The sequence below is a fragment of the Bradyrhizobium guangdongense genome, from assembly GCF_004114975.1.
Classification (GTDB): domain Bacteria; phylum Pseudomonadota; class Alphaproteobacteria; order Rhizobiales; family Xanthobacteraceae; genus Bradyrhizobium; species Bradyrhizobium guangdongense.
Map to the genome: position 1 here is coordinate 40,893 of NZ_CP030052.1, position 23,869 is coordinate 64,761.

21 protein-coding genes and 9 pseudogenes are annotated in these 23,869 nt (G+C 59.7%); 13 read left to right on the forward strand and 17 right to left on the reverse strand.

The window, feature by feature from the left end; all coding sequences use genetic code 11:
* Positions 1-14: 14 nt before the first annotated feature.
* From X265_RS35825 to X265_RS35835, 3 genes are read right to left on the reverse strand one after another with little or no spacing between them, the layout of a single operon-like run.
* Positions 15-920 (reverse strand): NAD(P)-dependent oxidoreductase, encoded by a 906-nt coding sequence (locus tag X265_RS35825; protein ID WP_128929779.1) that lies wholly within the window; start codon positions 918-920, stop codon positions 15-17.
* Between the two features lie 3 nt (positions 921-923).
* The gene (locus X265_RS35830) at positions 924-1,604 is read right to left on the reverse strand and encodes an HAD family hydrolase (protein WP_128929780.1); all 681 of its coding nucleotides are present in this window, start codon (positions 1,602-1,604) and stop codon (positions 924-926) included.
* Positions 1,605-1,613: 9 nt separating this feature from the next.
* Entirely contained in the window at positions 1,614-3,203 is a 1,590-nt protein-coding gene (locus X265_RS35835) for an amidophosphoribosyltransferase (RefSeq protein ID WP_232995614.1), read from the reverse strand.
* Between the two features lie 835 nt (positions 3,204-4,038).
* On the opposite strand from X265_RS35835, the pseudogene X265_RS35840 reads away from it, so the two are divergent.
* A pseudogene (locus X265_RS35840) lies at positions 4,039-4,955 on the forward strand (IS3 family transposase); the annotation flags it as partial.
* Between the two features lie 51 nt (positions 4,956-5,006).
* Here the strand turns inward: X265_RS35840 and X265_RS35845 are convergent.
* The 4 genes and pseudogenes from X265_RS35845 to X265_RS35860 form a co-directional block, all read right to left on the reverse strand.
* A pseudogene (locus X265_RS35845) lies at positions 5,007-5,488 on the reverse strand (transposase); the annotation flags it as partial.
* Complete coding sequence (locus tag X265_RS35850) at positions 5,479-5,808, reverse strand: hypothetical protein (protein WP_128929781.1); 330 nt, start codon at positions 5,806-5,808, stop codon at positions 5,479-5,481. The gene X265_RS35850 and the pseudogene X265_RS35845, both read right to left, overlap by 10 nt.
* Positions 5,809-6,725: 917 nt before the next feature.
* On the reverse strand, positions 6,726-7,406 hold the full coding sequence (locus X265_RS35855; RefSeq protein ID WP_308421722.1) for a hypothetical protein: 681 nt from the start codon (positions 7,404-7,406) through the stop codon (positions 6,726-6,728).
* Positions 7,403-7,960, reverse strand: coding sequence for a hypothetical protein (locus X265_RS35860; RefSeq protein WP_128930177.1), 558 nt, complete (start codon positions 7,958-7,960; stop codon positions 7,403-7,405). The genes X265_RS35855 and X265_RS35860 overlap by 4 nt, the downstream gene beginning before the upstream one ends.
* Before the next feature lie 166 nt (positions 7,961-8,126).
* Between X265_RS35860 and X265_RS35865 the strand changes: the two are divergent.
* Both X265_RS35865 and X265_RS35870 read left to right on the forward strand, forming a co-directional pair.
* Positions 8,127-8,797 (forward strand): annotated as a pseudogene (locus X265_RS35865) (DUF6088 family protein).
* 245 nt (positions 8,798-9,042) lie between these two features.
* Positions 9,043-10,109 (forward strand): annotated as a pseudogene (locus X265_RS35870) (hypothetical protein).
* 100 nt (positions 10,110-10,209) lie between these two features.
* On the opposite strand, the pseudogene X265_RS35875 reads toward X265_RS35870, so the two are convergent.
* The 4 genes and pseudogenes from X265_RS35875 to X265_RS35895 all read right to left on the reverse strand — a co-directional run.
* Positions 10,210-10,584 (reverse strand): annotated as a pseudogene (locus tag X265_RS35875) (IS630 family transposase); the annotation flags it as partial.
* Positions 10,575-11,389, reverse strand: a pseudogene (gene ltrA, locus X265_RS35880) (group II intron reverse transcriptase/maturase); the annotation flags it as partial. The pseudogenes ltrA and X265_RS35875, both read right to left, overlap by 10 nt.
* Positions 11,390-11,915: 526 nt before the next feature.
* Positions 11,916-12,419: pseudogene (locus X265_RS35890) on the reverse strand (helix-turn-helix domain-containing protein); the annotation flags it as partial.
* Positions 12,416-12,757: a hypothetical protein gene (locus tag X265_RS35895; RefSeq protein WP_128929782.1), complete on the reverse strand. Its 342-nt coding sequence runs from the start codon at positions 12,755-12,757 to the stop codon at positions 12,416-12,418. The pseudogene X265_RS35890 and the gene X265_RS35895, both read right to left, overlap by 4 nt.
* Before the next feature lie 154 nt (positions 12,758-12,911).
* Here X265_RS35895 and X265_RS35900 point away from each other — a divergent pair.
* From X265_RS35900 to X265_RS41625, 3 genes and pseudogenes are all read left to right on the forward strand, one after another.
* A pseudogene (locus tag X265_RS35900) lies at positions 12,912-13,201 on the forward strand (chorismate-binding protein); the annotation flags it as partial.
* Complete coding sequence (locus X265_RS42140) at positions 13,198-13,488, forward strand: type 1 glutamine amidotransferase family protein (RefSeq protein ID WP_347339917.1); 291 nt, start codon at positions 13,198-13,200, stop codon at positions 13,486-13,488. The pseudogene X265_RS35900 and the gene X265_RS42140, both read left to right, overlap by 4 nt.
* Positions 13,460-13,855: a hypothetical protein gene (locus X265_RS41625; RefSeq protein ID WP_206733205.1), complete on the forward strand. Its 396-nt coding sequence runs from the start codon at positions 13,460-13,462 to the stop codon at positions 13,853-13,855. The genes X265_RS42140 and X265_RS41625 overlap by 29 nt, the downstream gene beginning before the upstream one ends.
* A 237-nt stretch (positions 13,856-14,092) precedes the next feature.
* On the opposite strand, the gene X265_RS41630 is transcribed toward X265_RS41625, so the two are convergent.
* On the reverse strand, positions 14,093-14,341 hold the full coding sequence (locus tag X265_RS41630) for a hypothetical protein (protein WP_206733545.1): 249 nt from the start codon (positions 14,339-14,341) through the stop codon (positions 14,093-14,095).
* Here X265_RS41630 and X265_RS41635 point away from each other — a divergent pair.
* The 4 genes from X265_RS41635 to X265_RS41650 all read left to right on the forward strand — a co-directional run bounded on the left by X265_RS41635 (position 14,340) and on the right by X265_RS41650 (position 17,358).
* Entirely contained in the window at positions 14,340-15,107 is a 768-nt protein-coding gene (locus X265_RS41635; protein WP_206733544.1) for a hypothetical protein, read from the forward strand. The two genes, X265_RS41630 and X265_RS41635, sit on opposite strands and share 2 nt — an antisense overlap.
* A gap of 8 nt (positions 15,108-15,115) precedes the next feature.
* Entirely contained in the window at positions 15,116-15,496 is a 381-nt protein-coding gene (locus X265_RS41640) for a hypothetical protein (protein WP_206733201.1), read from the forward strand.
* Positions 15,497-15,889: 393 nt separating this feature from the next.
* Positions 15,890-16,252 (forward strand): ATP-binding cassette domain-containing protein, encoded by a 363-nt coding sequence (locus X265_RS41645; RefSeq protein WP_206733200.1) that lies wholly within the window; start codon positions 15,890-15,892, stop codon positions 16,250-16,252.
* Between the two features lie 14 nt (positions 16,253-16,266).
* Positions 16,267-17,358 (forward strand): hypothetical protein, encoded by a 1,092-nt coding sequence (locus X265_RS41650; protein WP_210326185.1) that lies wholly within the window; start codon positions 16,267-16,269, stop codon positions 17,356-17,358.
* A 352-nt stretch (positions 17,359-17,710) separates the two neighbouring features.
* Here X265_RS41650 and X265_RS35915 read toward each other — a convergent pair whose 3' ends face one another.
* Positions 17,711-18,442, reverse strand: coding sequence for an ATP-binding protein (locus X265_RS35915; RefSeq protein WP_128929783.1), 732 nt, complete (start codon positions 18,440-18,442; stop codon positions 17,711-17,713).
* A complete protein-coding gene (locus X265_RS40880) occupies positions 18,402-19,250 on the reverse strand; it encodes a coiled-coil domain-containing protein (protein WP_128958633.1) in 849 nt (282 codons plus the stop codon). Before X265_RS40880 ends, X265_RS35915 begins: the two co-directional genes overlap by 41 nt.
* A 104-nt stretch (positions 19,251-19,354) precedes the next feature.
* On the opposite strand from X265_RS40880, the gene X265_RS40885 reads away from it, so the two are divergent.
* Positions 19,355-19,825 carry a hypothetical protein gene (locus X265_RS40885; RefSeq protein WP_128958632.1) on the forward strand — a complete coding sequence of 157 codons (471 nt, stop codon included), beginning with the start codon at positions 19,355-19,357 and terminating at the stop codon, positions 19,823-19,825.
* Positions 19,826-20,414: 589 nt separating this feature from the next.
* Here X265_RS40885 and X265_RS35925 read toward each other — a convergent pair.
* The 3 genes from X265_RS35925 to X265_RS40990 are packed head-to-tail and all read right to left on the reverse strand — an operon-like array spanning position 20,415 to position 22,301.
* Positions 20,415-21,191: an ATP-binding protein gene (locus X265_RS35925; RefSeq protein ID WP_128929785.1), complete on the reverse strand. Its 777-nt coding sequence runs from the start codon at positions 21,189-21,191 to the stop codon at positions 20,415-20,417.
* Positions 21,172-21,768 (reverse strand): hypothetical protein, encoded by a 597-nt coding sequence (locus X265_RS40985; RefSeq protein ID WP_488230385.1) that lies wholly within the window; start codon positions 21,766-21,768, stop codon positions 21,172-21,174. The genes X265_RS35925 and X265_RS40985 overlap by 20 nt, the downstream gene beginning before the upstream one ends.
* 5 nt (positions 21,769-21,773) lie before the next feature.
* Complete coding sequence (locus X265_RS40990; RefSeq protein WP_167506287.1) at positions 21,774-22,301, reverse strand: metallophosphoesterase family protein; 528 nt, start codon at positions 22,299-22,301, stop codon at positions 21,774-21,776.
* A gap of 24 nt (positions 22,302-22,325) precedes the next feature.
* On the opposite strand from X265_RS40990, the gene X265_RS35935 reads away from it, so the two are divergent.
* Entirely contained in the window at positions 22,326-22,853 is a 528-nt protein-coding gene (locus X265_RS35935) for a type IV toxin-antitoxin system AbiEi family antitoxin domain-containing protein (RefSeq protein ID WP_232995616.1), read from the forward strand.
* Positions 22,843-23,761: pseudogene (locus tag X265_RS35940) on the forward strand (nucleotidyl transferase AbiEii/AbiGii toxin family protein). The gene X265_RS35935 and the pseudogene X265_RS35940 overlap by 11 nt, the downstream one beginning before the upstream one ends.
* The last annotated feature ends 108 nt before the right edge of the window (positions 23,762-23,869 follow it).

Here is a 23,869-nt window from a genome sequence, read left to right on the forward strand (position 1 = left end):
ATAGGCCGAGGAGCTCATGGGCGAGACAGATGAGGTAGTGTGAGTTCGCCTTTGCCCGCAACAACTGAGACATTTAATTTGTGTGCGGCGGCAGCCAAGACCGGCACCGGAACTGCGCTCTCGCCTGCCAGGCGCACAGCGCACTCAATATCCTTTGCGGAATTCGCGATTGAGATTGCCAGAACATCGGGTTTCTCGCCTAACAAAAAGGACACGAAGGCTTGAAATATTCCGCTATTGGTGGAGCCCCGACTAACCAGAGAGCGGAGTGTTACGAGATCGACGTCAAGGCCGCACGCAAACTGGCAAACCTCCGCGGCTACCGCCGCTATCCCCATAGTCATGCTGTTGTAAACAAGCTTGAGCTTGTGACCTTGTCCGACATCTCCGACATGAAGAACGGTCTCACAAAACGCACCAAGAATGCCCTCAGCGACAGGAAAAAGCTTTTCATTCGATCCAACGATCGCGTTGAGAAGGCCTAGCTCTGCTTGTTCGGGGCTCCGCGTTACTGGAGCGTCCATAAAGCTTAGGCCGCATTTTTGCGCCTGCTCAGCCAGTGCGACCGTTGAAGCAGGATAAGACGTCGAGCAGTCAATTATCAACCCTCCTCGGGGCATATGGACGAACAGCCCATCTTGCCCAAGGCATACTGCCTCAACCTCGCGGCTGGAAGGCAAGGATAACACGACGGCGTTTACATGCCGCGCCAACTCGGCGATCGAAGGATGTTCATGGGCACCTGCACCAGTCAAGCGATCCGCACCGAAGCGAGTTTTGTTCGCTTTGATATGCAGCTCGATTTGGTGACGCAATAGGCTGATACCGATACCGGTTCCCATGCGTCCAGCTCCGATAAGGCCTATTCTCTGCTTCGCCGTTTTAGGAGCGACGTTGGGTGATGATTCCTCGCCAATCATGATTTATGCATTCCGAAAAAACCCGTGCCTTTGTAAGATTGGTAACAGCTCATGATGGTTGTTAATCGTGTAGTCAGGACGCGCCGCGCGCAAGCGCGACTCCGAAACAAATCCACCGGTAATGGATATGCTTACGAGTCCGAGATTGCGCGCGATATCCGTTTCGACCGGCATATCGCCGATGATGAAGGTTGACGCCGGCTTCAGGTTGTTTTTCTGCATGTATAGACGAAGCCGCTCTCCCTTGCTCATCGATTTATATTGGGTAGTGCGGTTTTCAAAGGCGAGCACATCGTTGATGTAGTCGTCGATCCCAAGTCTTCTCAATTGGGAGCGCAGAGGATCGACTATATGGTTGCTCACGATGATGGACGAAGCTGCTTCTTGGTGCGCTAACTCCAACACCCTGCGCGCGCCCTCGCGCAGATCGGCTTTACCCGCAAGAGGTTCGTACGTGTCGTGAAAGATTGCACTGCCATCGCGATCCACCGTCGCAACCTCGTCTTGCGACATTCCGAGACTGCGATAAAGAAGAGATAGCGGAACATCGCAATGTTCCCGGAAGGTGCTCATGTCGATTGTTGCATGACCAAAGCGATCTAGTATGGCATTTGTCGTTTGGAGCAGTGCGTACGTATCATCGAGCAGCGTTCCATTCCAATCAAAGACGAGAACCGGTTTCATGATTTGACCTCAAGCAAGGATCGATTCCGAATAGGGAAGATCGGCCGCTAATTCGCGCAAGTTCCTATTCGCGCGCTTCTGCCCCGCAGGGGTTGGCATCTCGAATGTAAACGGTGACAAATCGACGCCGTCTTGCCTGCAGGGCAACAACGATACTAGAAGTGGAAACGGCAGATACGTTATCGTGGCCGCGTTGATGGATGCCGCGATATTGCTTTCGATGATTTTGAGATCTTGCGGCTCCATCTTGTGAAAGCGAAGGATTTGCGTGCGCTGTTCAGGCGGCAATTGTTTCCATATCTGCCAGAATGCCAACTCATCTAGTGTGTCGATACCCATGCCGTAGTAGTTAGGAGCCACTATGGGCGGCGAACCGATCGCCCAATGTACGGCTTTGGCCCCAGCGGCAAGCAGCATATTCGTGACAGCCTGACTGGTATCGCCACGAATGAGGGCCTCGTCGACAATTATTATCGCGGCTTCAGCAAGGCTCGTTTCCGATACGCGGTACTTTTGAGCAATGAGACATTTTCGCTCGCTGGGTGTACCGATTAGAGTTCGCTGAAAAAATTGCGTTGAGACTACTTCCCGACGCTGGGCGAACACGCCGTATTCGACGAGAGATGCAAACAGACCATCAGCGTACGGCCCGCCAGTATGCGGCATGGAGGAAACGATTGTGAGTGTGGAGCCTAGTTCTCCTTGCAGTCGCTGCGCAACAAGGCCACCAAGGGCGGCTCCGATGTTGTAACGGGTTTCGAAATGTGATTGGCCTTCGACCGATGTGTTCGGATTTCCTAAGTAAAGAGCTTCGTAGGCGCAGAGTTTGGCTTTGTATTGCCCGTTGCTCACGGAACGATCAACGCAGTACCCCATTTTCCCGTCTACATACCTGATGTGCCCTGGTAAGATTTGCTGTGTCTTACCCTCCAGATCGGCAAAGGCACAATTTTCCGAAGCAACCAGCAAGAACCCGTCATCTGTTTGCATAGTTTCCAATGGACGCAAACCACATCGATTACGGTATGCAACCAGATTTCCTTCTCCGTCCAGGAGAATCGCGCTAATAGCGCCATCAATTCGGTCATCAATGTCGCGAAAGATGTTTTCGTAATTGACGGGCAGACCGTGCCGCCAATAGTCTCTTTCACAAGAGCCTTCAATCCACTTGAGCAAGAGCTCAGCATCTGTGTTGCTGCCCAACCTATAGCCCTGGGCAAGCAATTCTCCCCTGAGTTCACGGCCATTGACCAAGGCTCCATCTAGAGAAATTGCCAAACTGCGGCTGGTGCCCGCATTGTTGTGAATTGGCTGAAGGTCCCCGCCATCGCTGATTCCGCGGCATCGGCTACGGATATGGGCGATTGCAACATGGGGCCTAAAATTCGGATCCTGTTCATCGTGCTCAATGCGCACTGAGTCGCATGAGGACTGAAGCGCTCTCGCATATCGAACACCTTCCTTGTGCATGAAAGCTGCAATGCCGACCCCCGCCTGACCGCGAAATGCAAGTTTCGGAACCATGTGCTTGAGCCGATCATAAACCGTCGCCCGTGACTTGCTTGAAGAGCATAGAAACGCAGCAGCAACACCGGACATGCTATTAGCTCCTCGTGCTAAAGAACCGATCTCCTAGGTCCATCGCAGGCGAAGGTATTTAATCGCCAGGGGGCGTAGACGTGGTTCCGCCTCTCTTTAAGCAAGCGCCATACCAGCCCTTAGATCACTCGGCTCGCGCCCCCAGAGCCGACGGAATTCGAAAAGAGTTGGCCATTTGGTTTGCCAGCGATGATTTCGCGTCGTCCGACTCCCGACACGTTGTCTGAAGCGCGACGCGTTGGTACGAAAAGAGCCAAGCTCTGACTGTTGGTTCTCGGTGTCCTATGGTCCCACGGACCCGCTCGAGCTTGCCTGCGACGCAGTCCCCTCACATGCGCGAGCATGACGATTTCGAGCCGCACCAGGCCTTCTGATCCGGCGACCGAGTCGTAATCGAGCACCTGCTTCAGGCCTACCGCCTTTTCAAACACCGCAGGATCGGAATCAGAGGCTCCAGACAGATGGCGAGCAGGTCTTGGACGCGGTCGCCGACATCTTCAGTTTCCGACTGGGATGCGAGTGAAGAGCCGCATTGAAGCCGACGCTGACGATCTCCTCTCGATGATCAACGTCCTTCGCCGCGCCGAACGGTTGTGCGCGAGCGCGACGACAACGAGCAGGCTTAGAAGCGCTCGCAACGGGGCAACACGGTAGCGACGTTAAGATCGCTCAATTTCGAGCGCTTCATGACCGAAGGCAGGGCGCCAACACTTAACCCTTTCGGTGAAACCATCGTGCGTGTCGGTTCAACGACATGATCTGAGGCCGGCAAGCTGGACCACTTTGGCTAGAGTTTTCGCTGCCGAATCCCCTCGGCTGGGAGGAGCGAAGGACGATGAAGGCCTCGAAGTTCTCGGACGCCCGGAAGGCGTTCATCCTGAAGCAGGGCAACGATGGCGTCCCGGCTGCGAAGATCTTCCGCAAGGTCGGGATCAGCCAAGCGACCTACTTCAACTGGAAGAAGAAGTGTGACGGACTGCTGCCGACGGAGATGCCGCGCTTGAAGCAGCTCGAGGCCCAGAACGGCAAGCTGAAGAAACTGGTCGCGGGCCTGTCGCTCGACAAGGAGATGCCGCAGGACGTGATCCGCCGAAGGCTATGAGGCCTTGCCGGAAGCGCAAGCTGGTTGACGAAGTCCGCAACGAATGGCAGGTCTCGATCCGCAGGGCCTGTGCGGCGTTTTAGTTTGACAGGTCGACCCACCACTACAAGTCCCGTCGCTCCGGCCAAGCTGCCCTCGAGCAGAAGATCAAGGAGACCTGTCATGCCCGCATTCGCTACGGTTATCGCCGCGTTCACGTGCTGCTGCGTCGTGAAGGATGGGCGCCGTGCCAGAACAAGACCCGGCGCGTCTATCGCGAGTTGGGCCTGCAATTGCGCAACAAAAAGGCCCAAGCGCCGCGTCAAAGTCAAGCTGCGCGATGATCGCAAGCCGGCGACGCGATCCACGAGACCTGGGCGATGGACTTCGTCCATGACCAGTTGGCAACAGGACACAAGCTTAGCGTGCTGACAATCGTCGATATCTTCTCACGGTTCTCACCGGCGCTGGCGCCACGGTTCACCTTCCGCGGCGCCGACGTCGTGGCGGTGCTGGAAAGGGCCTGCAAAGAAGCGGGCTTCCCGGCCACGATCCGCGTCGATCAAGGCAGCGAGTTCGTGTCGCGCGATCTTGACCTGTGGGCCTACCAGCGCGGCGTCATGCTGGACTTCTCGCAGCCCGGCAAGCCGACCGACACGGATGTTGTAGACAAGCCCTATGTTGCAGAAGCCTTGCTGTGTCGGGATCGCGGCTTTGGCCGCCAATCTCGTATACTCCTTCTCGGCGCATTCCACGCCTGCTCGTTCCTCAGCCCTCTTCGCGGGGATGTTGTATCATAGGCCGATCCACGCTTGGCATGGCTGGTGGGTAGTCCAGCGCGCAGTTCGATGCTCCGGAACTTGTGCGCCAGCAGGGCCGGCCTCGTCCAGATTTAGTCAGTGCTCTTGGTCAGCATATGCCAGATGATCATCGCCAGCTTCCGCGCCGTCGCGACTGCCGCGATGTGCTTGCCGCGTCGTGCAGCGACACGTTGAAGGAATGCACGCAGCGGTCCCGCCGAACGGGCTACAGCCCATGCTGCTTCGACGAGCATTCCGCGAGCTTGGCCGCAGCCCTGCTTGGTGATCCTGCCATGGTAGGGGCCCTCGCCAGACTGCCTGACGCTCGGGTTCAGCCCCAGGTAGCTCACCAGCCTGGTCGGATCGGCAAAGCGCCGAATGTCGCCGACGGCACCTATCGAACCGCGGCGCTCGCAATGCGCGCGGCATCCAACACTTGGCGGCCGATTTCGGTCACTGATGAGCTCATCTGCTCAGTGGCGCAGGCAACCGACTCTAGGTTAGCCGAAGCCTTCTCGGAAGCGACAAAGACTACGGTATTGCCGGCCAACTCGGCACTGGCGATCGCAACCGGCGTACGAAGACCCACCATCTCATTGACGGTGGTTGAGACTCCGCTAACTGCGAAAACCGCATATCCGAATGAGAGCGCTATGATCGCACATTCCGCTGCAAAACCCGCAATCAGCTGACCACGAACGCGAAGCATCAACTTGGCAAACATCCAGAACACTCCACGGTCTTCAATTGCCCGCGGGCACCGTAAGAGAAGAAATTTAGAATCTCGTTAGCCAAAAACTCGTCCATGCCAGGTCAATTCCACACAAAATCTGTCACGTCTCAACGCCACGAAATTTGTCTCGATCGAGAGGGGCAAAATTTGCGACAATTTTGCGCTTGCAGACCATGTAGATTCTGCGAGGAGGCTCGCTCCGTGAGACCTTGGACAACCCGCCTCTTCCGAGTCGTGTGATCTGAAGTACGCTGCGGTCGTCTCTCTCCGGCGTTCTCCGGAACGCGACCATGGATGAAAGCGCTCTGCTGGCGATGATCCAGCTCGGCCCAGAACCCGTCAGTCGCCACGAGCACTGGCGTGTCGTCCAGCGCAATTGAACAGAAAGCTGGCTCGACGAATTCTCGCGAGCGGAAGCTTCGCGTGAGGCGATGACGACCGCTATCGTTCGCAAGGTCGCCGATCGTCATCTGCGACACCGAGTTGGCAAGCGTGTGCGGCTGGGTTAGCCAGGACATCGGACCCGCCGGCGCCTGACGGCCAACCAGGCAATCGCCTGCGTGCAGAACGAGAGCTGTTTGAGCAGCGCCGACATGCATCAGAAGGTAACTCGCCGAATCCCTCCGAAACTGTTTCGACAGTTTAGCATGCGTCGCGCGAAGTTGAGCTGTGAGAACCCCCGCGGTGATGTTTTCGTCGGTCGACACGTACCAATCGACCATCCGACGCGCAATCTCGTGGGCAAAGGCTCCGCTCTCTGCTCCAGAGGTCGAACCGTCGAGCACTATGGCGAGGGCCGACGTCTGGCGTATGCCGATCCCGGCGCAATCCCGGTTGTCGGTCGTCCTCGTTCCCTGCTGGCTGTGCCATTGGATTGCAAACGCCATATCAGCCGTTGCCCAACTGGCTCAATGCAACGAATCGGTCGCGAACAATGTCAGCACGCCCCACCGGGCCGCGAATATTTCCTTCGAGGAAATGATCGAAGTCGCGATCTGCGAGCAGCGCTCCGAATTGCTCGGCAATGTATGAGCTAATGTCTGCATCGGAGGCGGCAACTTCGTCAAGCAGTTCCTCCCGCCCGTCGACGAGCAGGAGAATGTCCTCGGCGTCGCGGCTGCCGATAAGGTCCCACTACCTCTTCCGCGATAAGCCTCCAGCTTCGTTGCGATGAACAAGGGCGGCGTGAGGCGACGAATCGTAATGGCATCATCCAGGGGCGTCTCAACAGCTGTTTCGATGCCCTTTGCGTACCAACGATTGCTGAAACCGAGGATCTTCTCGTCGTCGGGCATGAAATCGACCTTGAGTTCATTAAGCTTCATCCGACAGATGACATTGTCCTCGGGTGTCTCGGAAAAACCCTGCGTTCGCAACTGATCCACCAGCTTTGCCCACTCCGGGAAGCCGACGAGATCCACGATCAGGTCGACATCATCTGTCGATCTGACTCCTTCGAGGGTGACCGGATCCGTTATGTAGAGAGCGGTTGTGCAGCCTCCGACGAAGACCAATCGCGCACGCAGCTCATCGCCGAGTGCGCCGGCGACTGTCTTCAGCATTTCCTTGAGATGCCCCTGGATGGTCACCCTAGTCTCTCCTTGAGCAAGTTGGCCGCGAGACTCGCTTCGCGCTGATTGCCGAGCCGTATTGCGTCGACGAGAGCCAGATAGGCATAGAGGCGATCATCCCTCTCGGCGGCTTTCGGCACAGTCTTGAACAGCGGCGCGACGGACTGCCCCATCTCGCGGCCGCGCGCATAAGGCCAAACATGAATCAGGCTACCCGCGCTGTAGAGTAAGTCCTTCAGGACCGGGGCGGCGAATGCCGTTGGCATGCCGCGCTGCATGGGACCCGGGCTTGCCGGAAAAACGAACTTCAGGCCGTATGTGATGAAGTCGCGCAGGTTCCTGCGATTGGGATCGGGACGGCTCGTCATCGGGCGCTTAATTGCCATACCCGATGCAAGGCTGCGCTTGATCGAGGCGGCGACTTCGGTTTTGCTGATTCCGAGGGACGTCTCGAGTCCCCGCACCGAGTATGGGTCTTCGCCATCTTGGCCAAAGGGGCCTACCCCGCCGGCGTGCTCATGATCCTGCAAGCACACGAGCTTCAGCAGGACGACAATATCCTGACTTTTCATGGGTTCCGCGCGCATGTCCTCTGTCCTAGGACTGAGGACAGTATGCGTGCAGACGGGTGTCCGTCAACTGGTCCGAGGTCTTAGGTCCTTTGACCGCTCAAAACGGGCGAGTTCCAGTCAAAGATTCCATCGCAGCTGAGTTGCTTCCGACCGAAATTTACATCATATTTCGGACACGCTCAAGGAGCCGACCCCGGACCTCCGATCGCGGCTCATTGCCCGCATCGACGCGGCACCCACAGAGGTATGGACAATTTCGCCGACTTCGGAAGCCGTGCGACCGTCGACAAGGCGTTGCAGCGCCTGGTCGTGGCTGGCGAACTACGCCGCTTCGATCGTGGCCTCTACGACCGGCCGCGAAAGAGCAATTTCACGGGCAAGCTGGGAATCCCCGACTATCGCGCCGTCATCAAGGCCGTGGCGCGCCGCGACCAAGCCCGCGTCGTGGTTGACGGGATGACTACCGCGAATGATCTCGGCTTCACCAGGGCCGTCCCATCGCGCATCGAGGTCCTGATCGACGCCCGCCTGAAGCCGATCATCCTTGGAAAGCAGGTCATCCATTTCAAGTCGGCAGCGCCCAGCCGTCTCTATTGGGCCGGACGTCCAGGCATGCGCGTCGTGCAGGCGCTCTATTGGATGCAGGACATGATGACAAGTAGGTATGATCGACAGCCAATAGTGAACCTCCTGAACAGACTGTTTGCAAATCCGCAGCATGGAAGGGTGATTCGCGACGATCTTCGCGCAGGTCTGTCAGCTATGCCGATCTGGATGCAGGATTTCCTTAGGCCCTTGCTCGAGCGTGACGACGCCATACCGGAGGATGGCTCGTGAGCAGCGCAGCTTGCAAGGAGGTCATCCGGCGAGAAGTTCGATCTTTTCTTAACGACAGCGAACCGGCCTCGTGCGCCGATCGACGCGCTCGCGCGTGACTATGCGAACATGACGCCAATGATCTTGCGGCGGGGCTTCGGTTCGAGCACATCCTGGCGTCAATGGAAGAGATCGAGCGCGCGGCGAAACAGGCTCCGATGATGGGATCAAGTCATGGATGAGCCTCCGGAGAATGTTCCGCACGACTGCCCGATCCCGCCACGATCGAGGCGGTCCTCGCCCGTCTTCCGATCGGAGCTAACGAAACGGCGCTGGCGGCCGCGCTGACAGAGACGTTTGCTGGATTCCCATTTTCGACGGCGGCCATCGATGACCAGTATTGGCGCGACAGACGCTCGGTGATCGCCGCTGACGGGACACGGATCGCAGAATACCGGTCGTGGATGGAAGCCGAGCTTGCCAAGAACAACGGCGACATCGGCGCGCTCTGGACGCGATTGCGCCAGAGCGATCTTCAGACTTCTGAATGGCGCGGTAAGACGGTCTACGCCTTCGCGCCGACTGGATCGGGCGCGGCGGACTATGTGCAAATCCGTCTCGGCCGGGAAGTCGAATCGCGTGCGGGGCCGATCGTCAATCGACGTACCGCCCTTGGGGCAAGGACGAATTACTCGATCCGTCATGGATCACGCACGAAGAGATGTCCGACAACAAGGTCATCGCGGGTCCGCTCTATCGGATGCTTGGGCGCGCGGGCAGCAGCGTCATCTACGTTCGGAGTTACCTTACGCGGTGCGCCCGACTCGAGCGCGAGAGGCGCGAGGCGCAGCGGCCGGAGATGGAACGTCGTGCGGTGCGTGAAGTGACACGGGAGGGCACAACCGAGACGCCGTTTCTTGAACTGGTGCCGGACTGGTTCGAGTTCGTACCGCGGGAGAACCGTTTCTTCCAGGACTGGGACGAATCGAGCGCCTCGGCTGAACGCGTCTACGCGCACTGGGCCCTCGATATTTGCGACTACGACCACAAAGGCACGCGCGAGGTTGGATTTGTGCCGCGTCCCCTTCATCTGCCGGACGAGAGGCTTGGCGTGGGAGGTGCGTCCGTCCATTTCTTGATGGACCGCGTGGAAGCGATCGACCGTGAAGTCGGCGTTCCATTCGGCTGGTTTTTTCTGATTACGCATGGCAATCGCGTCGAGCCGGAGGTTGGTCAAACCATCGCCAAGGGCCTCCGCGATCAGCGTGTCATCTTGCCCAATCGGGATGCTCGAGTGCTTCTGCGCTGGGCCGAACGGCCGTATGGATTCTAAGAGGACGACGGCTGCGGGAAGCTGGCTTTGCTCGACTTGTCGGGACGGATGTCCGTTGCAGGTCCTGCGATGATATCGACCGCGTCCTCGTTAGAGCGTTTCACATTTTGATTGAAGCATAACCTGAGTTTGCGAAGTAGTTGGCGCATTCGCGGGGCTGGACCTCCTGGACGAGGTGACCGATATGGCGCCAGGTGTCCTCGAGGGTGCGCTTCTGGGCTTGCCGCATCCAGTGTTTGATCTTGGAAAATGCCTGCTCGATCGGGTTGAGGTCGGGCGAGTATGGCGGCAGGTACCAGAGCCTGGCGCCAGCCGCCTTGATCATCTGTCTGACAGCGTTCGACTTGTGGCTTCCGAGATTGTCGAGAATGACGATATCGCCCTCGCGCAAGGTCGGCAGGAGCAGGTGCTTCACGTAAGCGCGGAAGCATTCGCCATTGATCGGGCCGTCGAAGACGAAGGGTGCCGTGAGTTGTCCTTGCAGTAAACGATCTGCGTCTTCGTCGGATGCATCTGAAGTCCGCACACTTCCAGCCTCGCTTGAAGCTCCGCCTTAATGGCTTCTGCTTCTTGCTCGGTCCGGCAGTGCACCAGTCCGTCATCGGCATACCGACACCAAGGAAGGTCGGGATGTGTCCGCGCCATCCAGAGATCAAACGTATAATGCAGGAACAGATTGGCCAGTATTGGGCTGATCACGCCCCTTGAGGGTTCCGCGGATCCGCTCAACGAGCTTCCCGTCCTTTTCCCTTGATGCCGTCAGCCATCTTTCGATGTAGAGCAGCGCCCATTTGCATTTCACGTGTCTCCGGACCGCCTTCAGCAAGAAGATCATGCGGGAGATTGTCAAACAGTCCTTTGATGTCGAACTCCAGGACCCAATCATATTTCCAGCACCGCTGACGCGTGACGCCCACGGCGTCCAGAGCCGATTTTCCTGGCCTGTGACCGTAAGAGTCCGGCAGGAAGATGGATTCCAGTTCCGGCTCAATCATCCGTTTGACCACCATCCGATCGCTGATAGTGGGCACACCTAAAGTCCTTTCGCCGCAGGTCTTCTTTGGAATGGAGACGGCGAGCACCGGAGGTGGAAAGTACACCCCCGACGACATCCGATTCCAGATCTTGTAGAGATTCCCTGCAAGGTCTTTCTCGAACATCTCGAAGGTCTGTCCGTCCACTCCAGCCGCTCCGCGATTGGATTTGACCGCCTTGTACGCTTCGTACACTCGCCGCTTCTCAATCGAGAACGGCTTGTTTATCGCACTGTTCGAAGTCATCCTGTTTCCAGTTGGTCCAAGAGTACGACTACCTGACCCGATCCCTTTGCTCCGTCCCCATTACAGGGCCCTCAACGCTCCTACGGATCGGTCCGCCCCAGTCTCTTGCATCGGTACTCCCGCCTCGCGGTTGGCACCGCTTGCGCTTCTCCCTTGGCATCAAGAGCCTGGTTCCTGCAGTTCCACGCGAAAGCCTGTGTCCGACTCACGCCCCCTCTACGCCGGTCGCCGCCCGCCCAGTCGTCAGGCATCTGGCGGACGTGTCCCAGGTTGACGAGACGGTCCTGGTTTTGACGACACTTGAATTAATAACGACGCGTCTCAGGAGGGTTCACTTTCGTTCGTCTTTCGGACACTCACCTGCTCGGTATATTCCGAACTTCTGATCCGACGCTCACCACCACAGCTCTTTACCGCAGCAGCTCGGATTGGTTTGAGACCCGCCCCTGAAAGCTGATCTCGGGGGCCCGCCCCCATCTTTCTCGCAGCTTCACCATCGGTCTTAGTTCATTTGAACTCCTTCCGCTGTCTGCAGCACACTCTCATCGATGAAGACGAGCCGGCCCGGATCGAGCCCGGCCTGCCAAGATCGCCAACGCAGGCGCCTACGAGAGACGTCGGCGCGAGCCTGTTCGAGGGCGAACAGTGTTCTTTTGAACCGCAGCCCCTCCCGGCGCAGGAACAGCCAGACTGCGTTGTGTGAGACCTTGACCCCACGGGCTGCCAGCTCTGCCTTCAGACCATGCAGCGTCAGGTGCGGCGTCTCGGTGATCCGCTCGACGATGAAGGCCCGGTGCGGATCAAGCACAGGCTTGCGGTGACCACCCATCTTGCCGGGGGCTACCGAGCCGGTCGCTCGATAACGCTGAGACCACTTCACGACTGACGAGACCGCAACGCCAAACCGTTCCGCCACAGATCGGCAGCTCTCACCCTTGGCAACAGCGGATACCGCGCGCTTACGCAAATCGTTGGAAATTGGTCGGACCATCAGATGCTGGCCTCCAGCCCAGCCAGCATCTTGAATCATATTCGCCCCAGATCCGGGATCCCTTCCGATTCAATAAATCTGTGAACCGCTCTAGGTCGGAGTTCGACCCGTACGGAGCCTCCGTTTCCAACATCCTCCAATGCGGCTTTCCAGACCCGCCGTATTGCCCGGCCGAGTGTGGCGGGATCAACTGGACAGTCTGTGACGAGCGGAACCATGACATTGCCGGTCACGCCGGCCGCTTCGTAGGCTTTGATGATCGCGAGGGTGGCGCGAGAGGCGGCGACCACTGACATCGCTTCGACGAGATCGAGGGGGACGATGCCGTTGGTTTTCGGTGTCCGGACGATGGGGATTGTGGCTGTTTCGATCGTCAAGTTCGCGTCCGCGCTCGATTGGTCTGCATCCTAGTATCGGTTGGCCATAGTGGTGCAACAAATCTTTGCGTGTCAACCCCCGGTAGTGATACCGCCCTGCGCAGTAGGGCCGCGTGATGCTGATCGATCGCGCAATGATGTATTGTCGTGTGGATGCGCCGTCGGCGGCTCCATCACCGGGGCACCGAAGGTGCGCTCGATGGAAATTATTGCGGAAATCGAGCGCGTGGCGCGAGAGGTATATTGCGGGGCGATCGGCTTCAACGGGCACATGGACACGAACATTGCGATCCGCACTGTCACGATCGACGACGACCTGGCCGTATTTCATGCCGGCGGTGGAATAACGGTGCTGTCGGACCCAGAGGCCGAATCGAGGAGACGCTCGCCAAGGCTCAGCGGATCTTTGATGCATTTCGTGCTGAAGCAGCTGGTGCACTTTGATTGCCATCATTGACAACTACGATTCCTTCGCCTTCAACATTGCCCGCTATTTCCGCGAGCTTGATCAAGCAACGGAGGTCGTCCGAAACGACTTGGCGAGCATCAGCGATCTTGTTGGCCTCAAGCCGCGCGCGGTCAGCCTTGTACTCAAGTTGCCGGTCCTGAATTTGGATCCGCAAGGAACATCGCCGCTGCCGGACCTTCAATTCGCTGGACTGATAAGCGTTCACAGGGTAAGTGCCGGCAAAGGGGGCAAACGTGAACGAAGACTCACCGGCACCGCGTGACATTCATCTGCTTACTACCGACACACTGCTCGCCGATTTGATCGGCGGGCGAGCCGTCGCTGTCGCCGCGGGCGACCATCTTTCGATAGACTCAGACGATGCCCGCGCGGTGTTGGATTGGTATCGCCGCAATCGGGGCAAGTGGGCCGGTAATCTTTCCGCAGGCGACGTCGAGGCAATCATCAACGTCATTGGGACGGAGCCGCCGACGCTGGAGACCGCGGCTGATGATGGTCAAGCTCGCACTGTCAAAGTGTTGCGGCTGGTAAAGGTCGTCGCACACCGGTTTGCTGGGCTGCACGTTTACGGTCGTTCCACCGCGCCTCCCGACACGTTCGTCTTCGAATCTGGCAAGACTGTCACCTAGGGCGCCGATGGTTCGGGCAAGACGTCCATCGCCAACGCCATCGTCTGGTGTTTGACCGGTCACCTCATCCGCTCCCAGCGCCCACCCGAGGAGGGACCGACCGAGTTCGTTTGCGAGGCCGCGCGCAACGACGACACGGTAACGACGCACCCGATGTCGGCAATCACGCCTATGCCACACAAAGCTAGCGATCTGCCTGCGGACGGCGAGGCGATTCCAGCCGACAGTTGGGTCGAGCTAACCTTCGTCGACGCCCACGGTGACCCGCTGCCACCCCTCCGCCACCAGGAGGGCCGCACCCCGCGCGGCAAGATCACCGAGACACCGCCCGATCTCGACGCAATCGGCATCGACCCAATTGCCTCGCGCATTGCGACGACCATGCCCGCGCTGCTGCCGTTTCTGGCGGTCGGCTCTACGTCGCAACTCGGCGAGGCAGTCGCCCGCCTGACCGGCCTCGCTGACCTCGTCGATCTCGCCAAGCATGCCGGTAAAGCGTCCGAGCGGATTGCCAAGCGCACGACCAAGGAACTCGAAGCCCAACGCATCAGTCGTAGAACGCTACCAGCAGGCTGCCGACGACCTCGCCGGCGCCGTCGCGGAATTTCCCGCCATCGCATTCGAAGGAGATGCACCTGCGGTCGATGCTGAGGATTCCAAAGGCGGAATCCAGAAGATCAATGAGCATTTCGCGGCCCTGAAGGCGACGGCACTGGCCAAGGCGCGCGAAGTATTGGGCGAACAATTCAACCCCGAGGACAAGAAGGCCCGCGACGACCTCGAGGCGAGCATTCGGCCAGCCATCGAACAGCTATCGAAGCATCTCAGCGAGTTGCCCTCCATCGCGCGGCTCTCGGCCCTGTCGGCGAGCGCCGACGAGATCGCGGTGGTCGCCAGACTGTTGGCGCAGATCGATGCCGAGGCGGCGACGCTGGCCGCGCTTGCTGCGAGCCCCGACCGCGCGCGGCGGGCGCAGCTGTACGCTAGGCTTTCCGCCTGGATGCACGAGCATGGCCATGCCGATGACGGCATGTGCCCGGTTTGCGTCGGCCCGCTCCACGGGGAATGCGATCCGGTTACTGGTAATACGGTCAGCGACCACCTAGCGGAAGCCACGCGAGACCGCGAGGTTATCGCGCGCACCGTCGCCGAATGTCGTCGCACTGGTGCAGTCGCCTCCTCCAAGATCTTCCGCCTACCCTCGCGAAGGAAACCCGCGGCGACTTGCCAGGGTCACCCATCGACTTATTGAGAGCTGGATTGATTGACGAACTGTTCGGGACGGAATCGTTCCGCGGTGCGCTATCGGCGCTTCGCGCCGATGCTTCGGCGCTCGTGGATGAGCGCCTCGCGACTTTGCCTGCCTTCGAAGAACCGGACACTCGTGTGCTGCCTGCCGTATTGGTGACTGGAACGACGGCGTTGCAGCGGATAGTCGACCGCACTGTGCGTGCGTTGGCGTTCGCCGAATGGCGCGGAGCCAACGCCGCAGCACTGAAGAGTTTCCTCCAGCCGTTCGGCGCGGCCAGGACGGTGCCGCCGACGCGAGCCGGGCGATCGGCCGCCGATTGTCATCGCTGCTCGCGATCGTTGAGGGCGTCGCGCCGCTTAATACCGCGATCGAATATGTTCGCCGGATAGAAGCCGCCCGCGTGGAACATGCATCGAAGCAGGCGCGTATGGACGCCTGCTGCAGGGCCGTATCCGCGCTTGATCTGCTTGTGCCACTCGCCGAGCTCGCCCAGTCTCAGGTTGAGGCGCTACGGGCGAAGCTGCACAACCGGTCGGAGCACTGGCGGCGCGCGATCTACCGCAACGCGACCGGCTTTGCTCCCGACCTTACCGGAACTGGTATGGACGCACGGGGCGTACTTGAGCTCAAGGTCGGCCGCGAGGGCGTGACCGCACCTGCCCAGCATGTCTCCAACGCTTCTGCGCTGCGCGGCGCGCTGCTCGGCTTCTTTCTCGCCTTCCGCGAGCACGTCCTCACAACCCGCGGCGGTCTGTCATTGCTGGTGCTCGACGACCCGCAGAATGCTCGACAACGACAATCGCGAGCGCCTCGCGCGAGGTTTGGCTGGGCTCGCCGAGGCGGGCGCTCAGCTTCTAGTGACCACCCACGATCGCAAGTTCGCCCGCTCGCTCGTTGCCGAGAATCGTGCCGCCGACCGCGTTGAGCATCTATCTGTCCACCCGGTGAACGCGGTGCGGCCGACTCTCATCGTCTCGCCAGCGATCGAGGAGATCGATCGCGGGCGCCACGCGTTTCATATGAACTCCGATTCCGCTTCTGACGCACAGAACTATGCGGCCTGCGCGTCTTCCTCGAATCGCGGCTCGGTGATCTATTCGATGATGTTGCTCATCCCGCGTATGCCACATCGACGAAGCCGCTGACGCTCATCCCTCTGATGGACAAGCTGCGCGGGCTCGTCTCGATCGGGACAGGCGAACTGTTTGCCAATCCGGTCGTCAAGCGGTTCGCGGAGGATACCGCCCTCGCCGAAGGGGCGGAGCCGCGGCGTGTCCTCAACACGTCGCACCACGACAAGGCGTCGATCAGCTACATGGACGTAAAGGCTGTCGAAGCCGACTTCGCGCGGCTGCGGACCAGCATCGAAAAGGTCCACGAACAATTTCGCTTGTACCGGTGGCGCGAGCCACTCGCGCCTTCCGAGAGCAGAACGGACGTCGCGCCCTTGCGGCCGATCATCCGCCCCACCTTTTCCGTTCCGCTCTGCCCAGAAATCGCCGCGTTCGTCGGCGAATTGCCCGTGGGCGGGACGCAAGATGTTGCTGTCGAACGGCTTAGTGGCGAATGGTTCGAGGGCAAAGCGCTCTTCTACGTCCGCGGCGACACGTTGGGCTTTGCTATCCCCGGCGGCGCGGTCGCGATCGTCGAGGTTGAACCTTATCCTGGCCGCGACCAACATCTTGTGATTGCTCAGTATCGCAATCGAGTGCTGGCACGACGGCTGGTGACGTCACGTGGCGCAATCGGTGTCTCGCTAGCTGCGCAGATGCCCGACCCGCGGACCTCGCGCCCGACACTGACGTTCGACGAGAGCAAGCTGCGCGTGCACCGCATTGTCGGCGCAATCTTCACCGATATGCCGCCGCCGCCTGGAAGTGGCGAGGCAACGCCTGTCGATATGGTGCCGGAGCTTGCGCACGTCGTCGTCGCTTACCGCGTCAGAGAGGACAGCGCCGTTCCACTCGCGCTTCCCGGTCAGATCATTTTGGGCGGCGCCGAGCTAACAATTGGCTATCTCGATCGATGGGAGAACACACTTGTCGCAGTAACGCTCGATGATGGTACGAGCATTCTCAAGCGGGCCGGTGCCCGTCTGCCCGGTAAGTTGGCTCACCTCCGCCAATTCGAGACGATCGGCGGCCTCGGTTCGTCGATTGTCCTCGCGACCGAGGCGACCGATATCTTCGGCGTGATACCGACCTTGGTCACTGCGCGAGGAGTCGTTGGCGTGCTGTATGATTGCGCGTGATCAGGCGACGGAGTCGTTCGGATCGTTCGCAGGTACACCGAACGCCCGTTTTCTAACAGAGAGTGCAGATAGTCGCCTCACTGCTATCGGCCAGTCTTTGCAGTTCCCGAAATTGAAGTCGCCCGCAATCTCATCCAATTTCAACCTCGCCCATCGAGATCCTAAAGAAGATCAACGCCGCTGCGGTGCTTTGTCGGCGATGCGATTACCATCGGCAAGGCCCCTGCATAGCCGATGGCGGCTTGAGGAATAGCCTCGGCAGCGCGCTCCGCGTGCTGGCTCACCGGCCGGGCTCGTGAACGAGCCCACCCGCCGTCCGGCTTCGATCCCTCGCGCTGATGCCGTCTACCCGTCAGGCCACGTTCTTTATCGGAACCCCGCGGGGTTCGAGAACCGCGGTCGCCACATGCCCGTCGAAAGCTGTGCGGGCAACGCCGACCAGATGCTGATGATGAGTGAAGAAGAGCACTTGCGTCTTTTCCGCCAGCTGTTGCAGGACTTTGAAACCAGCCGCAGCCCGCGCATCGTCATAATTGATGAAAAGATCATCGGCGATAAATGGCGCTGGCGCGGAATGCGTAAGATACTCTTCTACGGCAGCGATGCGTAAGGCCATCAACAACTGATCGGCCGCGCCTTCGCTCAGTCCTGATACTGGGACGGCGCCTCCATCCCCGCGCAGACCCGCTAGGTGCGGAACATCCTTCTCATCGTATGCGAGCGTAAGCCGTTCGAAGGAACCGGCGGTCAGGATCGAGAACAATTCCCCGGCTCGCTTGAGCAGCGGCGCCTGCTTTTCACGCCGGAACCGCTCGATCGCCCATCTGAGGATCACCGACGCCGAACGAACGCGCGCATATTGCGCGGCAGCGTCGCCGCCGACGGCCTCGAATACGCGCTCGGTATCTTTACTGTGCTGGATATTGGTCAGTTGCCGCTCCCGGACCTCTTCGAGCGATTTCTTCAAAGTCTGTTCCCGCGCCGCAGCCTGGTCGGGATCGTTGCTGTGGCACTCCTCGGCGAGAACCACTAGGCCAAGACCGTCACCATCGGCTTCGAGCGTCGCGCAACCGCGCCCGTTCATCCTTGAGCGCGCGTTGTTGGTCAGACCGCTGAATAGCTTCGCGCAACGCGTCGATCGTTCCAGCGCCGGCCGCCCGTTGGAGCCCTGTCATAATGACCCGCGCGTCATTTCTCGACCTGTCGCAGTCGTCCAGCTTCTTCTGAAGATTTTCAACCGCTTCACTCTTCTCGTTAAGTGAGTCACGCGCCTGCTTCGACGCATTCAATCGTGCATGAAGCTTGAGGGCGGCCTCGTCTGCGTCCTCACCCGCCAGCTGCACCGACACCGATGCAACGAGCCTTTCGACCTCCGTTGCAAACGCCTTGATGTCGCGCTCGATCTTTCCGATTCGCTCGTGCTGCAAGTCCGCAATCTTAACTGACGTCTCGCGCATCTGGTCGATCGCGTCGATTTGCTCCTGAATGGTCTCAATGGGACCTTCAGCCGAAAGACTGAGCGCCGCCAAGGCGTCCTTCCACTGCGCATTCCAGGCGGCGCGTTCTTTCTCGGCGCCCTCGACCACACCGCGCTTGCGCTCGACGTCGGCCTTGAGCTTCCGCTCATCGAGCGCAAGCTCGGTCCGCTTTTGCGCATTCGCCTCTTCCGTGCGGATGCGCACTTCCGCCGTCGCCAAAATGCCGTTCAGGGGCAGGCTGCCTGCCGAGGCCGCAATCGCCGTATCCTGCAGCAAGCCCACTAGCTGTCGCTTGGCTTCTGCGATTTCGTGTTGCAGCGACGTTGCCGAGCGAGCTGCGCCGTCGCGCTTGGCGATCTGATCCAGCAGATCGGCCCTCGCGTCGAGCCAGTCGAGCATCTCGTCAGGGGGCAACGGGCCATCCGTGACACCGTTCCACATGCCGGCCCAGGCATGGCCAAGGCGCTCCGCTCTGCAGCTAACGAGGCAAGTTCTTGCTTGTTGGAGTCGAGAGCGTCTTGCTGGTCGGCGATCTGCCGAGCCAGCACCATGGCCGCAGCCGTCGACTCTGCGTTCTGAAACCGCTGATCCGCCGCCGCATCGGCATGGCCGACAGCCGTTTCATAGGCGTGGAGCAGCGCGTCGCCATCTGCGAAGGCGCGCTCTTCCGATTCCGGCACTGCGATATTGTCGACATGCCGACGCCTGATGATAGGCCATCCTGCGTCCCGGCGTTCCCGCAGCTTCGTCAAATCCTCGGCCGACACGATCTTTTCATCGGATACCAACCGCGCGTAGGACTTTCGATTGTTCTCGACAGCCCGAGTCGGATCGCGGATAGCCGCTTGCTGGCTTTGAGTACGGCCTTCAAGATCGCGCACCGCGTCGCGATGTGCCTTCACTGCGGCTTCGACCAGGATTTTCATGGCGCGCAAACTCGTCTCGTCAACGACCGCGGGATTCATCATCGCCATTTGCTGCCGACATAGTTCATCCGCGTCCCGATACTCTCGCTGGGTAGCCAGGAGAGGAGCGTCAAGATCGCCCAAGGCGGAAGTGGATTTGACCACGCCCGCCAAGCCCGACAGATCCTGGGGGGTCCCGATCGCCTCAATGCGAGCCTGGAGATTGGCCAGCTTTTCGCCCGCGTCTTCAAGGGTCTTCTGGGCATTCTCGACGGCCGCAAAGCGGCCGCCGCGAGAGGTCAGCAAGCCTTGCACGGCCGAAGCTTTGGCACGCGGCGGGATTCTATCAACCAGCTCGGCGGTCTCACCCGTCCAAGCCAGTTCGGACGCGGCCCACTTGAGAGCGTCTTCCGCCGCTGCGAGCTCCGCCCGCCGCTTTGGCAATCAGCTCTTCCCGAAGCGAGCTGGATTCTGAGCTTGGACAGGCGTTCGATCTCCGCCTCATGGAGCAGAACGTTATCGTCTATCGCGATCGCGGCGCGCTCAGCGCTGAACGTTGCTATCTGTTTCTGAAAGGCTGTGATGCGCGCCTCCGCGGCGGCGTTATCGGCCGACGCCTTGTCGAATTGCTTCGCGGCATCAGCGGGCAGATCGGCAACGACGCCGAGGGCCGTTATCTCGTATTCGATTTCGCCGAGACGCCGTACGTTGCGATAAACGCGCCGGACGCGCACGATTTTGGCGAGCTCGGCGACTTGCTCTTCGATCTCTTTCTCGATCTGGACACAGCGTCGCGCGCCTCTTCATAGGCGGATTTCAGCTCCTGCCATTTGGTCGCGGTGACCGTGTGTTGGCGCAACGTCGCTTCGGCCTCTTTGAGACGTTCCTCCGCCTGGTAATATTTCCGGTGCCCCGCCCTGCGGCTGCCCCACAGCCCGTCCGCTTCTTCCTGCATCGCCGCCAGTCGATCGCGAAGACCGGAGACGCCCGCCCCCGCGGCGAACAAGGTCGCGCCGACATCGTCCTTGGCCTGGATGATGTCCCGGCCGCCATCGCGCAGGCGCTCATGGGCGAGACAGAACATCCGGCAGAAGAATGCGCGATCTATCCCGCCGACCAACGGTCCAAGCAGCCCGTCGCCCGCAGGAAGAGGCAGCTCGTCAAGGCCGAGCAGCGTGTCCTTGTTGCCCTTGCGCCGCCGGATCGATAGCTCCGTTCCCTCACGTTCCAACGTCGCGCCGATGCGCAACGCCGCGTTCTCATGAAGAACGTTTCTTGCAGACTGACCCGGAATCCCGAACAGCAGCTCTTCAATCGCCGACATCGTCGTCGACTTGCCGGCCTCGTTCTCGCCATACACGATATGAAAATCGGGCCCTTCAGACGGAATATGAAGCGAGGCTTCGGTGAAGTGTCCGTACCGGATCAGGTCAAGGGAACGGACACGCATGGATCACCGCCTCTCTCGCAGCCAAGCGCGCGCTCAGATATGCGCCTGCCTGCTCAATCACCGCGCCAAAGTCTTTGTTGATCGCCGCCTCCAGAAGCGGATCGTCGATATCCAGCGCGGCATCATGCGGAAGCCTGCGGACGAGATCGCCCAGATCGCTCGCGATCTCCGCCTGCAAGTCAGCGTCGTCCGCAGCATGAGCCAGCAGGACAGGGAGATCGTTGATCGCGCTCCCATCCGACAGAATGCAGACCGCCGATGCCGATCTGGTCACATTGATAACGCGTTCGATCCAGGCGACCTCTTCACCGAGCGCGAGGGCTGCGGCGCGCGCTTCCGCCAGCAATTGCAGCCCGGAGGCCAGCAACTCGCCATGGAGAGCGGTCGCGCCGCTCAGCTGGATGCGGCAGGCCAGCAACCGGCCCTCTGCGTTTCTGGTGGCCTCGCCGATGATGCTCTTGATTTGATCGATGACGTCCCCAAATCGTGCGCGTTCGCCAACCGGCACGTCGAGATATATCCATCGCACGACGTCGGTATGCAATGGCTCAATGCCTTGCAGCGCGCCGTCCCTCACCGTGATCAACTGCGCCGACTTTGCGCCGGCTTCGCGGATATGGCGGCCTTGCAGGTTGCCGCAGAGACGTGCGGCTGCTCGTGCAGCACGCCGCCCTGATGCACGTGTGCAAGAGCCCAGTAGTCGTAGCCCTTGTTTACCAGTTCATCGAGCGTACCCGGTGCGTAATTCTCATGGGGGCCTTTCGGTCCTCCACGGGCGGTGTGTAGAACACCGATGTTGAAATACCCCTTCACGGGCGGTGGATAAGCCGCCGCCGCGTTATCCGTCGTCGCCTGCATACGGAAGCTCTGACTGTGGATCGCAACGCGAGGATCGTCGAGTTTGAAGGTCTGGGATTTGCGATAGCTGAACACCTGCACGTTGTCCTGGAGTGGCAACCGTTTAGTGATCTGACTTTCAACGTCGTGATTGCCGTGAAGAACGAAAGCCGGGATGTTCGCCGCGCGCAGGCGCCCCATCTGCCGGACGAAAAGGAGCCCGGTCTGAAAATCGCGCCAGTCGCCATCATAGAGATCGCCGGCGATGATCATGAAAGCAACCTGTCCGTTGATCGCTTGGGTGACAAGGTCCTCGAAGGCTGCTCGGGTCGCCGTTCGGATTCTTTCAGCCGCGGGACCTTCCTGACCGCTCAGACATCCGACGCACCGTTTGGATCTCAGCCGGTCGGCGTCGAGGATGCCGCATTCAGCCTGTCGGACAACGATAACAGCGAACTTGCGCTCAGCCCCTGGAGATGGCCGATCAGGATGTCTTCGCCTGAGAGAGCGATTCTCGAAATGCTGGATGAGCTCCCTGCGGATGAAAGCTTCCAAAAGGTCGATACGCTGTTCGAGGGCTTGGTGAGCCTGCGACCAAAACTGCTGAACCAACTGCTCGAGGAGTGCCGCAGCATCAAAGTCAAGCGCTTGTTTTTCATTTATGCGGACAAGCATGTACATCCGTGGCGAAAGCACATCGACACCGCCCATATAGAATTGGGCCGCGGTGACCGCAGCCTTGTGCAAGGCGGGCGGCTTCACCCGACCTGTCGCATGACAGTTCCGGCCGAGCTCGTGCCACAGGAAACGGTCGATGGCGCGTGAACGATACATGCGCCAGGTGGAGCTGCTGGTCCGGACATTGCCCTACATCGCGAGTCAGGACAGCTTCGCTCTGAAAGGCGGCACCGCGATCAATCTCGTTTATCGCGACATGCCACGACTGTAGGTCGATATTGACCTCGTCTACTTGCCGATCGGCGACCGCGACGCAACCCTCGCAGGGATCGACGCCGCTCTTGATCGCATTCGCGAGGATATTCAGCGTGATCTCCGCGGCGTCAGCGTTCAGCGCATCGCCGGCAGCGACAATAACGACACGCGGCTCCTCGTCCGGCAGGCTGGCGCCGAAATCAAAGTCGAGACGTCACCTGTCGCATGCGGCAAGGTTCACGCTCCCGAGCTTCGCGTCGTCAGCGATCCGGCCGCCGAAGCCTTCGGATTTGCGGAGATGCAAGTGGTGGCATTCGAGGATCTCTTCGGCGGCAAGCTCAATGCTGCTGTCGACCGACAGCATCCGCGCGACCTCTTCGAGGTGAAGTTTCTGTATGACAATGAAGAACTGACCGACGCGCTCTACCGCACGTTCCTCGTCTACGTCGCAAGTTCGGGGCGTCCTCCGCATGAACTCGTCCGTCCGTCATTGTCAGAACTTGATGACATCTTTGCCAAGGAGTTCGAGGGAGTGACGGTGCCGCCCGTCGGCCTCAACGAGCTCAAGGCAGCGCGGTCGCGGTTATTGTCCGATATGCTTGCACGGCTCGACGACGCGGCGATGCGCTTTCTGCTAACGCTCCATGACGGCGAGCCGGACTTCGAGGCCTATCGGCTTACCGCAGGCCGCGCAATTACCGGCGGTTCGGCGGAAGCTGCTCAATATCGCAAAATTGAAAACGCAAAATCCTGAAAAACATGCGCAGTTGCGTTCGGAGATCGAAAAGCTGCGGTCATAGCCCCTATAGCGGGTGTCTCTTCGTGCCTCGGCGAGATGCATTTCGACCAAGGCGTGACCAAGCCATATAAATGCGCGACCCACCCTGAGACGAACTAGTGGTCGCCGC